8 protein-coding genes, 1 tRNA gene and 5 pseudogenes are annotated in these 10,847 nt (G+C 69.8%); 7 read left to right on the top strand and 7 right to left on the bottom strand.

Going from position 1 to position 10,847, the window contains the following annotated elements; genetic code table 11:
* Positions 1 to 5 precede the first annotated feature (5 nt).
* From AB0M27_RS18690 to AB0M27_RS18665, 6 genes and pseudogenes are all read left to right on the top strand, one after another.
* Positions 6 to 1,580, top strand: a complete 1,575-nt coding sequence (locus AB0M27_RS18690; protein ID WP_365722950.1) for an NADH-quinone oxidoreductase subunit M — start codon at positions 6 to 8, stop codon at positions 1,578 to 1,580.
* A complete protein-coding gene (locus AB0M27_RS18685; RefSeq protein WP_365722949.1) occupies positions 1,577 to 3,097 on the top strand; it encodes an NADH-quinone oxidoreductase subunit N in 1,521 nt (506 codons plus the stop codon). Before AB0M27_RS18690 ends, AB0M27_RS18685 begins: the two co-directional genes overlap by 4 nt.
* Positions 3,098 to 3,289: 192 nt before the next feature.
* Positions 3,290 to 4,153, top strand: a complete 864-nt coding sequence (gene htpX / locus AB0M27_RS18680; RefSeq protein WP_365722948.1) for a zinc metalloprotease HtpX — start codon at positions 3,290 to 3,292, stop codon at positions 4,151 to 4,153.
* A gap of 70 nt (positions 4,154 to 4,223) precedes the next feature.
* A pseudogene (gene gvpO, locus AB0M27_RS18675) lies at positions 4,224 to 4,364 on the top strand (gas vesicle protein GvpO); the annotation flags it as partial.
* Positions 4,338 to 4,582, top strand: a pseudogene (locus tag AB0M27_RS18670) (gas vesicle protein). The pseudogenes gvpO and AB0M27_RS18670, both read left to right, overlap by 27 nt.
* Positions 4,579 to 4,978: pseudogene (locus AB0M27_RS18665) on the top strand (gas vesicle protein K). Before AB0M27_RS18670 ends, AB0M27_RS18665 begins: the two co-directional pseudogenes overlap by 4 nt.
* A 20-nt stretch (positions 4,979 to 4,998) precedes the next feature.
* On the opposite strand, the gene AB0M27_RS18660 reads toward AB0M27_RS18665, so the two are convergent.
* The 3 genes from AB0M27_RS18660 to AB0M27_RS18650 all read right to left on the bottom strand — a co-directional run bounded on the left by AB0M27_RS18660 (position 4,999) and on the right by AB0M27_RS18650 (position 7,596).
* Positions 4,999 to 5,400 carry a YccF domain-containing protein gene (locus AB0M27_RS18660; RefSeq protein WP_356307606.1) on the bottom strand — a complete coding sequence of 134 codons (402 nt, stop codon included), beginning with the start codon at positions 5,398 to 5,400 and terminating at the stop codon, positions 4,999 to 5,001.
* Positions 5,401 to 5,677: 277 nt separating this feature from the next.
* Positions 5,678 to 6,931, bottom strand: a complete 1,254-nt coding sequence (locus AB0M27_RS18655; protein ID WP_365722947.1) for an amino acid permease — start codon at positions 6,929 to 6,931, stop codon at positions 5,678 to 5,680.
* Positions 6,932 to 7,107: 176 nt separating this feature from the next.
* Complete coding sequence (locus AB0M27_RS18650; RefSeq protein WP_365722946.1) at positions 7,108 to 7,596, bottom strand: YajQ family cyclic di-GMP-binding protein; 489 nt, start codon at positions 7,594 to 7,596, stop codon at positions 7,108 to 7,110.
* Positions 7,597 to 7,833: 237 nt separating this feature from the next.
* On the opposite strand from AB0M27_RS18650, the gene AB0M27_RS18645 reads away from it, so the two are divergent.
* A tRNA-Tyr gene (locus tag AB0M27_RS18645) sits at positions 7,834 to 7,915 on the top strand.
* Between the two features lie 153 nt (positions 7,916 to 8,068).
* Here the strand turns inward: AB0M27_RS18645 and AB0M27_RS18640 are convergent.
* The 4 genes and pseudogenes from AB0M27_RS18640 to AB0M27_RS18625 all read right to left on the bottom strand — a co-directional run.
* Positions 8,069 to 8,353, bottom strand: a pseudogene (locus tag AB0M27_RS18640) (site-specific integrase); the annotation flags it as partial.
* A 63-nt stretch (positions 8,354 to 8,416) separates the two neighbouring features.
* Positions 8,417 to 8,683 carry a hypothetical protein gene (locus AB0M27_RS18635; protein ID WP_365723103.1) on the bottom strand — a complete coding sequence of 89 codons (267 nt, stop codon included), beginning with the start codon at positions 8,681 to 8,683 and terminating at the stop codon, positions 8,417 to 8,419.
* Positions 8,684 to 8,969: 286 nt separating this feature from the next.
* A pseudogene (locus AB0M27_RS18630) lies at positions 8,970 to 9,478 on the bottom strand (ATP-binding protein); the annotation flags it as partial.
* A 280-nt stretch (positions 9,479 to 9,758) separates the two neighbouring features.
* Positions 9,759 to 10,310: a hypothetical protein gene (locus tag AB0M27_RS18625; protein WP_365722945.1), complete on the bottom strand. Its 552-nt coding sequence runs from the start codon at positions 10,308 to 10,310 to the stop codon at positions 9,759 to 9,761.
* Positions 10,311 to 10,847 lie beyond the last annotated feature (537 nt).

Here is a 10,847-nt window from a genome sequence, read left to right as displayed (position 1 = left end):
CAGGCGTGATCGATATCAACGAGTCCGTGATGCAGTTCCTTCTGGCATTCGTCGTCGTCGGCCCGCTCCTCGGCGCCGTCGCCGCCCTCCTCCCGGCCCCGCCCGGACTGAAGGGGAAGTCGCCCGAGCAGGCCGTGCTGCGGCACGGTGTGACCGCGACCGGCGCCATCCTCATCGCCGCGATCGTCCTGGCGCTCGGCTTCGACCACGACCATCCGTCGAAGATGCAGGCCACGACCGACATCAGCTGGATCCCCGCACTCGACGTGCGGATCCACCTCGGCATCGACGGCATCTCCCTCCCCCTGGTCGTCCTGACCGCGCTGCTGACCTTCCTCTGCGCGCTGTACTCCTACTTCAAGCCGCCCGCGGGCGGCTCCCCGAAGGCGTTCGTCGCGCTGCTGCTCCTGCTCGAGTCCGGCACCCTCGCGACCTTCGCCGTCCTCGACCTGCTGCTGTTCTTCCTCGCGTTCGAGATGGTGCTCATCCCGATGTACTTCCTCATCGCCCGCTGGGGCGGCGAGGGCCGGACCCGGGCCGCGTGGAAGTTCATCCTGTTCACGCTGCTCGGCTCCGTGGTGATGCTGCTCGGCCTGCTCCTGATCGGGATCAAGGCGGGCACGTTCGACATGGTGGCACTCGCCACTGACAACGGCCGGTCGCTGACCGCGTCCGTGCAGGTCATCGCCGTTCTGGCGATCGGGATCGGGCTCGCCGTGAAGTCGCCGATGTGGCCGCTGCACAGCTGGCTGCCCGACGCCCACACCGCCGCGCCGACCGTCGGCTCGGTCCTGCTGGCCGGTGTCCTGCTCAAGATGGGTACGTACGGGTTCGTCCGGATCCTGCTGCCGGTCGCGCCGCACGGCTTCCACACCTTCGCGCCGTATCTCGCCGCGTTCGCCGTGGTTGGGATCATCTACGGGTCCCTGGCCTGTCTGGCGCTGGCCAAGCGGGGCGCGAAGGGCGATCTCAAGCGGCTGATCGCCTACTCCTCGGTCGGTCACATGGGCTTCGTCCTGCTGGGCGTCGCCACCATGACCCCGACCGGCGTCAACGGCGCCCTGTTCGCCAACATCGCCCACGGCCTGATCACCGGCCTCCTCTTCTTCCTGGTCGGCGCGCTGAAGGACCGCACCGGCAGCACCGACCTCGACACCCTGGCCGAGGAGACCGGCGCCGCGCTGTACGGCAAGGCCCCGCGCCTCGGCGGCCTCCTCGCGTTCGGCGCGGTCGCCTCGCTCGGGCTGCCCGGGCTCGCCGGGTTCTGGGGCGAGATGCTGGCCCTGCTCGGCGCGTTCAAGCCCGCCGCCGACCTCAGCCGGCCGGCCTTCCTCACCTTCATGGCGATCGGCGCGTTCGGCACCCTTCTGACGGCCGCGTACATGCTGATCGTGGTCCGCCGCGTCTGCATGGGCGGAGTCGAACAGGAAGTCCCGAAGCTCGCCGACGTCCACGGCTACGAGTTCGCCGCCTGGACCCCGCTCGTCGCCCTCACCGTCGCCGCCGGACTGTGGCCGAGGGCGCTGCTCGGCCTGACCGACCCGGCCGTGCACCAGCTCCTCGCAGGAGGCACCCGATGAGCGCCCAGCCCCTCGCCGAGTCGCTGGTCCAGTCCGTCGACTGGCTCGCCGTCGCCCCGCCGACCATCGCCGCCGCGGTCGGACTGGTCGTCCTGGTCGCCGACCTGTTCCTGCCCGAGACCCGCAGGGCCGTCCTCGGCTGGGCCTCGGTCGCCGGACTCGCCGTCGCCACGCTGATGCTGCTGCCCCTCCTGGACGGCGACCGCAGCACCTTCTGCCTGACCGGCGGTGGCACGCGCCCGTGCAGCTACACCGCCGACCACTTCACGCTCGTCATCCAGTTCCTGGTCCTCGGCGGCGCCCTGCTCACGGCCCTGCTGTCGGTCACGAACCTCAGGGACGACGAGCGGCGCGTCCCACCGGGCGAGTTCTGGTTCCTGCTGCTGTCCTCCGCGGCCGGCGCCGCCCTGCTTCCCGCCTCCCGCGACCTGGCCACCCTGATCGTCGCCCTGGAGGTCGCCTCCCTGCCCGCCTTCGCCCTCGTCGGCATCCGGCACGGCGACGAGCGGTCCTCCGAGGCCGCCCTGAAGTTCTTCCTGTCCTCGGTGACGGCCACCGCCGTCAGCCTGATGGGCGTCAGCTTCGTCTACGCCTCCACCGGCACCCTCTACCTCACCCAGGTCGCCCAGCGCCTGCCGCACGTCGGCGGACAACTGCACACGCTCGCCCAGGCGGGTGTCGTCCTCACTCTGATCGGCTTCGCGTTCAAGACGGCCGCCGTGCCCTTCCACTTCTGGGTGCCCGACACCTACGTCGGCGCCCCGCTGCCCGTCGCCGCCTATCTGTCGGTCGTCGGCAAGGCGGTCGGCTTCTCCGGACTGATCCTCGTCACCGTCGTCGCGTTCCCGTCGTACGCCGACGTCTGGGGCCCCGCGCTCGCCGCCCTGGCCGCGCTCACCATGACCGTCGGCAATGTCGGTGCCCTGCGCCAGCAGGCCACGCGCGCGTACAGCGCCGTACGGCTGCTCGCGTGGTCCTCCGTCGGCCAGGCCGGCTACCTGCTGGTGCCGATCGCCGCCGCCGGCTACGCCAGGGATCCGCAGAAGGCGATCGGCTCCACCGTGGCCTACGCGCTCATGTACGGCGCCGTGAACCTGGGCGCGTTCGCGGTGGCCGCCGTGGTGGGCCGTAGCCGGGCCCTGAACCGGATCAGCGACTACCGGGGCCTGTACGCCGGCAACCCGCTCACCGCGCTGCTGCTGGCGTTCTTCCTGCTGTGCCTGGCCGGGCTGCCGCCGGGCGTCATCGGGCTGTTCGCCAAGGTCACCGTGTTCTCGGCGGCCGTCGACGCGGGCCTCGGCTGGCTCGCCGTCGTCATGGCCGTCAACGTGGTGATCGCCCTCTTCTACTACCTGCAGTGGACGGCCTTGCTGTTCCGCGCCCCTGAGGGCGAATCCGCCCGGCACCGCGTCCCGGCCCCCCTCACGGCCGCCCTCGCCCTCACCGGCGTACTCGGCGTCGCCCTGTCCGGAGCACCCCAGCTGGTCCTCCGTTTCGCGGCCACCGGACTGTTCTGAGGAAGCGGCCACGCGCGCGTGGGGCACCCGTAGCCTCCACGCGCTCGTGGCCGTACGCGCACCGTCACCCGTACGGCTCCGGCGCGCAGCCGCATCCACCAGGGAACTCGCAGCCGCCGCCTGGCGTTGTCAGAAGCGGGAGGGTCCACTGGACCAAAGTGTTCCCCAGCTGCACGACTTGGAGGGCGCACGGTGCACCGCCGGCACAACGGGCTCAGGACCGCAGTACTCCTCGGGGGACTGTCCGCACTCATCATCGTCATTGGCAGCCTCTTCGGCCGTACCGGTCTGATCGTCGCGGTCCTGGTGGCCCTCGGCACGAACGCGTACGCGTACTGGAACAGCGACAAGCTGGCGCTCCGCGCGATGCGCGCCCGCCCGGTCAGCGAGTTCGAGGCCCCGGCGCTCTACCGCATGGTCCGCGAGCTGTCCACGCAGGCCCGCCAGCCCATGCCCCGCCTGTACATCTCGCCCACGGAAGCCCCCAACGCCTTCGCCACGGGCCGCAACCCGCGCAACGCGGCCGTGTGCTGCACCGAGGGCATCCTGCGCCTGCTGGACGAGCGCGAGCTGCGGGGTGTCATCGGCCATGAGCTCAGCCACGTCTACAACCGGGACATCCTCATCTCCTCGGTCGCCGGCGCGCTCGCCTCGGTGATCATGTTCCTGGTGAACTTCGCCTGGCTGATCCCGGTCGGCCGCTCGGACGACGACGACGGCCCCGGCCTGCTCGGCCTGCTCCTGATCATGATCCTCGGCCCGCTCGCCGCCTCCCTGATCCAGCTGGCCATCAGCCGCTCCCGCGAGTACGAGGCGGACGCCTCCGGCGCCCAGCTCACCGGCGACCCGCTGGCCCTCGCCGGTGCCCTGCGCAAGCTGGAGGTCGGCACCCAGCAGCTCCCGCTGCCCCCCGAGCCGCGGATCGAGACCGCCAGCCACATGATGATCGCGAACCCGTTCCGCGCGGGCCAGGGCCTGGCCAGGATGTTCTCCACGCACCCGCCGATGGCGGACCGCATCGCCCGGCTGGAGCAGATGGCAGGTCACCACCGGTGAAGGTCCGGCGTCCCGGTAAGTCCCGGTAAGTCAGGGGCCTGCGCCGGACCGCGTGTCCGCGACCGACGCCATGCGGAGCGCGACGGAGCAGCTCGCCGAACTGCTGGGGCGAACCCCGGAATCGGTTTCGGCGCTGAGACCGACCGACGGGGGTTGGGAAGTCGAAGTCGTGGAGCTGGAGCGCGTGCCGGAGACGAGCAGGCAGGTGGCCCTGATCGACCTGCTGGACCGGCTGCTGACCGGAGGTGTCGTGCGCACCGGGACCTCGTCCTGTCCATCGCCGACATCGATCTCGTGAGGATCTCGCTGAGCGCCGTGGTGGTCGCCGTCCGCGAGCAGCTCGACGAGCAGTGGGCGACGTTCCGTCCGCCGCCGCGGCAGGCGCTCACCGGGCACGGTGGACACGGCGGAGACGGTGGTTCCGGATGAGCCCCGTTGACCGCCCGTCCCCCGATCGGCTGCGCGAGGTCGCCGAGGCCGCGGACCGCGCCTCTTGCTGCTGCTGCCCGCCCGGAGGAGGTGCCCCCGTCGCCCGACGGCCGGGTCCGGGGCGCCGCGCGCCGGCTTCGCGCCGACCCGGACACGGTGGAGAGGGGCCTGGTCAGGCTCGCCCTGACCATCGTGGAGCTGTTGCGCCAACTGATGGAACGCCAGGCCCTCCGCCCTGTCGACGAGGGCGACCTGACCGAGGAACAGGAGGAACGTCTCGGCCTGACCCTCATGCTGCTGCACGACCGGATGGCCGAACTGTGCGACCGCTACGGCCTCACCCTGGCCGACCTCAACATCGGCCTCGGGCCGCTGGGCACCCTGCTTCCACCGTGACCAGCGGCGGGCGCGGGAGATCAGCGCCCGGCGAAACCCTGGTCAGACGGCACCACCTCACGCCCGAGCGGCATGAGGGAGATCGGGATGAGCTTGAGGTTCGCCCAGCCGAAGGGGATCCCGATGATCGACAGGAACAGGGGGATGCTTGTGATCAGGTGGCCCAGCGCCAGCCACCATCCGGCGAAGATCACCCAGATCACGTTGCCGATGAAGGAGCCCGCCCCCGCGTCCGGGCGGTCCACGGTGGTCCGGCCGAACGGCCACAGGACGAAGCCGGCGATGCGCAGCGACGCGATGCCGAACGGGATGGTGACGATCAGGACGAAGCAGATCAGGGCGGCGATGAGATAACCGATCGCCATCCAGAAGCCGCAGAAGACGAGCCACAGGATGTTGAGCAGCAGGTTGAACACCTTCATGATCGGTACCTCTCCAGGTCGCTCCGCCGGCATGCCTGCTGCCACAAGTATCAGCGCGTCAGCGCGTTCAGGCAGAACCGCGGCATCCCTGTGGCGTGATCGGGAACGTTCGGAGACGATCCCGTTCGGCAGCGCCGGCAGCGCCGGCAGCGCCGGCTGCCCGCCGACCGGGCCGGCGGAACGTGGGCACTACGCGCGCGCCGGCTGCTTTGACAACCACGCGCGCGTGCCGGGTGCTTGACGCCCACGCGCGCGTGCCGACGCGGCTGACGAGGCGTCACTCGGTGTGCCGCCGCCGCGCCAATCGTCGTAGGCCATAGGCCGCCACGCCCACCGCGAGCACGCCCGTCCCCACGGTCACCGAGACGGAGGGCAGCGCGAACGCCAGCGTGGCGCAGCCCAGCAGCCCCACCACGGGCACCATGCGGGCCGACGGCGCCGGACTCAGGGTCCACGCGGAGACGTTGGCGACGGCGTAGTAGGCGAGCACGCCGAAGGAGGAGAAGCCGATCGCGCCGCGTACGTCGACCGTCGCGGCAAGTACGGCGACCACCGCGCCCACGGCGAGCTCCGCCCGGTGCGGCACCTGGAAACGCGGGTGCACGGCCGCCAGCGCCCCCGGCAGATGCCCGTCCCGGGCCATGGCGAGCGTCGTACGGGACACGCCGAGGATCAGCGCGAGCAGCGAGCCGAGCGCCGCCACCGCCGCCCCGACCCGCACCACCGGCACGAGCCCCGGCACGCCGGCCGCCCGTACCGCGTCGGCCAGCGGCGCCGCCGCGTGCCCGAGCCGGTCCGCACCGAGGACGGCGAGCACCGCGACGGCCACGCACGCGTACACCACAAGTGCGATCCCCAGGGCCAGCGGGATCGCACGCGGAATCGTGCGCGCCGGATCCCGTACCTCCTCCCCGAGGGTCGCGATCCGCGCGTACCCGGCGAACGCGAAGAACAGCAGCCCCGCAGCCTGGAGCACCCCGCCCGCGCCCGACGACAGCCCGATGTCCAGCCGCCCCGCGTCGGCCCGCCCGGAGGCCAGGCACACGACCACCACGGCCGCGAGCACGGCCAGCACCACCGCCACGATCACACGCGTCAGCCACGCCGACTTCTGGATCCCGCCGTAGTTCACGGCCGTCAGCGCCACCACGGCCGCGACCGCCACCGAGTGCGCCTGCCCCGGCCAGACGTAGGCGCCCACGGTGAGCGCCATGGCCGCACAGGACGCCGTCTTGCCGACCACGAACGCCCAGCCCGCGAGATAGCCCCAGAAGGGGCCCAGCCGTTCCCGTCCGTACACATACGTCCCGCCGGAGGCCGGATAGCGGGCGGCGAGCCGGGCCGAGGACATGGCGTTGCAGTAAGCCACGACGGCCGCGAGCGCCAGCCCGGGCAGCAGCCCCGATCCGGCCGCGCGCGCGGCGGGTCCCAGGGCCGAGAAGACGCCGGCCCCGACCATCGAGCCGAGGCCGACGACCACGGCGTCCCGCACGCCGAGGGTGCGTCGCAGTGCGGTGCCGGAAGTTGTCATGCGGCGCACCCTACTGACCGCCGGAACCGGGTGGTGGACCGTCGGCGTCTTCCTCGTCAACAGGCCGCGAACACGTGGTCAACGGGCAGCGAACGTGCGTCACGACAGCACGGAAGGGCGGGCACCGCTCGGGGGCGCCCGCCCTTCCGTGCTGTCGCAGACGTGCTGCCGGTCGCTTACCGGTAGTTCACGAACTGCAGTGCGAAGTCGAAGTCCTTGCCCTTCAGCAGTGCGATCACGGCCTGGAGGTCGTCACGGCTCTTGGAGGAGACGCGCAGTTCGTCACCCTGGACCTGGGCCTTCACACCCTTCGGGCCCTCGTCACGGATGATCTTCGCCACCTTCTTCGCGTTGTCCTGGGAGATGCCCTCCTGGATCGACGCGAAGATCTTGTACTCCTTGCCGGACAGCTGGGGCTCGCCCGCGTCCAGTGCCTTCAGCGAGATACCACGCTTGATCAGCTTGGACTGGAAGACGTCGAGGACAGCATTCACCCGGTCCTCGGAGTTCGCCTCCATGAGGATCTTGTCCCCGGACCACGAGATCGAGGCACCCACGCCCTTGAAGTCGTAGCGCTGCGAGATCTCCTTGGCGGCCTGGTTGAGGGCGTTGTCGACCTCCTGCCGCTCGACCTTCGAGACGATGTCGAAACTGGAGTCGGCCATGTCCTGTGGCTCCTTGTATCGGGGTGCGTATCGGGTGCGTATCGGGTGCGTGCCGGCGTGCGCGGCGGCGGCCGCCGGGCCCGGCATGACACCGGGCCGCATCCGCACCAGCCTAGCCACCCCACGAGCCGAGGGGTGGAGATCAACCGGGTGGCGAAGCACCCCCGTGTATCGGGTATTGTTTACGTCGTCGCCAGGGGGCACCGCCGAAAAGCGGTTCGATCTGGTGGCCAACCCGGCGGTGTGCCCGAGCGGCCAAAGGGAGCAGACTGTAAATCTGCCGGCTCAGCCTTCCCAGGTTCGAATCCTGGCGCCGCCACACGGGAACAACGGCCCCGTGACCTGCGAGAAAAGCAGGTCACGGGGCCGTTGTCGTACCCGCAGGTGATCAGAGGACTGTCTCACGCTGTCTCGCGTTCGAACGCCGCGTCTCGATGTGTGTGGACGGAGCGTGGACGGGATTTCCGGCCCGTCACCCAGCCTGCCTGAGGCGGCCGGAGATCTCGGCGTTCGCCGCCTCGTCTCCGTCCTTGAGGAACTTGGCGTACACCCGGAAGAGCACCGCCACGCTGTGGGCGGCGCGCTCCGCCACGAGTTGAGGCTCCACCCCGGAGCTGAGCCAGGTGGACACCGCAGCATGGCGAAGGTCATACGGTCGCTTGGCCAACGCCGATCTGTACCCGCCGGGAGTCAGGGCCCGTGAGCGGGCCTCCGCCCAGACCTCTCCATAGCCGGTGTCCTGGACGAGTCTGCCCCGCAGCGGTGCCGTACGCGGTGATGCGGTCGAGCAGTGCCGCTTTGCGGAGCCAGTACTCCCGGTTCAGGGCGTCGCCGCACGGGGTGTGTGGGCGACGGTGCGGGCAGTCCACCCGATCTCGCTGGTGATGCTCGGGGGCGGCGGCGTAGGCCTGTTCCGGTGTCGGCCACGCGGCCGGGGCGGGCGGTGGTCAGCGGTGACGTACAGCCGCACCCACTCACCTTCTCGGGTGGGGTAGCGGCGTACCGGGCCGGTGGTGAAGGCGGTGCCGAGCATGGTGGCGACGCGGCTGGCGTCGGCCGGTTCGCAGATGGCGCGGATCTCGAACACAAAATATCCATAAGTTGTACAAGTTGGACATGGCGAATGGGCGGCGGACGACCGGGCGACTGCGGTCCCCGGAGGCACGCCGCTGGGTGAGGTTCGGTTTGGCGGTGCTTGGCTTCGGCGGTGCCGTTGTTGTCGCGCACTTGTGGCTGGGACAGTCATGGTGCGATGTCCTGCTGGTGGCCGCTTCGCTGGCGTTCGTGTGGGTGGTCGTCCAAGAGGCCCCCGAGGGCAGGCGCCGTGGGCGGACTGGGCGGCGGGACCGTTGCAGGTCAGCCGTGGAAACATCCAGCGCGAGCGATGCCCGCGTGTGGGCGCCCTCCCGTACGAGTTTGGGAAGGTTCTGGTCGGTGGGGTCCTGGGTGCCCTGTCACGGCAGGACGTTGACCGCGCGCCCTTGGTTGTGGATCTTCCGGGCGGCCATGAAGTACCGGGAGGTGGAGCCGGAGCCCCAGCAGGGCCGCTTGTCCTCGCCCTTGACCGGGCACATGAACGCGACCTGCGCCTCATCCGGGACGACGATGAGCGGCGGGAACTCGGTGCCGGGCGGTGCCTGGAGACGGCGGTTCATCTCCTCGACGGCGTCCTCGGACATCTGGGTGACAACGTGGCCCAGTCGCCGACACCCTTCAGGTCGCCCATCCGGAACTCAACGGTGCGGTCCAGCGCGAGTCATAGCGCGAGGGAGCGCAGGGCGGCGGTCCTGCCCTGGTCGGACAGGCCGGTGATGAGCAGGTGCCGCTGATACGGGCTCAGGGAGGCGACATCCCCGCGCAGGTCCTGCCCCCACTGAGCCTTGGGTCCGCAGCCAACATACGGACAGCCCGGTTGCGAGCTCCGCGCATCCCCGACCCACAACTTCACGCCCTGGCTGACGCATATCCCGAGGAGACCCAGGAGTCGTGAAAATCGGAGTGGGCGGCCACTCAGTCGGCATCACTCGATCTTGGTGCCGATTAAGGGGATGTCGCTTCACGGTGAAGGTCCGCGCGAAACAGCCGGTCTGGGGTGGATGGCTTTTCCATCCACCCCAGACCGTGAATTCAGTTGTTGTTGTTTGTGCCACCGCACGAGGTCATCAGCTCCGCCGCGACCCCCGCACGACAGCGTTGTTGTTGTTATTGTTGTTATTCGAGTTGGCTGCATTGTTGTTGTTATTGTTGTTGTTGACGATGACGGTGATCTGCAAGCCGTCGTCGTCGAAGTCCGCCCAGTCTGCGTCATCCTTGAAGTCCGCCCAGTCGTGGGTGGCGTCGTCGTCGGAGTCCGCGCGGTCGTGGGTGGCGTCGGCGTCTGCGTCGTCCTTGAAGTCCGCGCGGTCTTCGGCGGCGTCGCCGTCTGCGTTGTCGTCGGAGTCCGCGCGGTCGTGGGTGGCGTCGGCGTCTGCGTCGTCCTTGAAGTCCGCGCGGTCTTCGGCGGCGTCGCCGTCTGCGTTGTCGTCGGAGTCCGCGCGGTCGTGGGTGGCGTCGGCGTCTGCGTCGTCCTTGAAGTCCGCGCGGTCTTCGGCGGCGTCGCCGTCTGCGTCGTCCTTGAAGTCCGCGCGGTCTTCGGCGGAGGTTCGGATCCCATGGCCGCCGCCGTGCGCACCATGCTCGGGGACGGTGAAGGTACCGCTTGAGCGGAAGGTCATGAGCGAATCATGACCTGCGGCGTGCGCCATGGGCGCTGACCAGAGACCTACCGCCCCGCTGCCGAGCACGATCAGGGCCGCCGTCCTCGCACTCAGGCGGGGGTGGCGTGAGGGAATGCCCTCTTCTTGGCGCCGATTGCGTGTCACCTTGCGCTTCGGGAACATCTTGCGTCCTCTCTCCTCGCATAGCCGAGGGAACTGTCCGATTGGTTCGAGGATGCAAACGTTGAGCCGCATCCAGCCTCATCACGCATTCCGTACGAGCTGCATGCGATAACGGTTCGACCTGCGGTTTTAGGCCAGGTGCTGACATGTCTGAACGCGTGGCTCAGCGCCGGTGGCACCTCTGGAGGCCAGGCGATAAAGTAATCGGCCTCAAATTGTCATGACGACCCGTCAGTTTATCTGGCAGGCCGTTTCGGCTTGCCGGTCCGGCCATGAGCAGGCCGGTGGCCCGGCTGTCGCGTCGGGTGTGCGCCGGGTTTCGTGTGTCCTGAACGTGGAGGTGGCTTGATGTAGGAGAGCTGCTGAAGCGGT

The sequence above is a fragment of the Streptomyces sp. NPDC052107 genome, from assembly GCF_040680215.1.
Lineage (GTDB): Bacteria > Actinomycetota > Actinomycetes > Streptomycetales > Streptomycetaceae > Streptomyces.
The sequence above is the reverse complement of the archived record's forward strand: the minus strand, read 5'-3'. Positions and strand labels throughout refer to the sequence as shown.

Coding starts and splice junctions, on each gene's coding strand:
- AB0M27_RS18625 (WP_365722945.1), bottom strand. CDS start 10,310: ATGACCTTCCGCTCAAGCGGTACCTTCACCGTCCCCGAGCATGGTGCG.
- AB0M27_RS18655 (WP_365722947.1), bottom strand. CDS start 6,931: ATGACAACTTCCGGCACCGCACTGCGACGCACCCTCGGCGTGCGGGAC.
- AB0M27_RS18660 (WP_356307606.1), bottom strand. CDS start 5,400: ATGAAGGTGTTCAACCTGCTGCTCAACATCCTGTGGCTCGTCTTCTGC.
- AB0M27_RS18650 (WP_365722946.1), bottom strand. CDS start 7,596: ATGGCCGACTCCAGTTTCGACATCGTCTCGAAGGTCGAGCGGCAGGAG.
- AB0M27_RS18685 (WP_365722949.1), top strand. CDS start 1,577: ATGAGCGCCCAGCCCCTCGCCGAGTCGCTGGTCCAGTCCGTCGACTGG.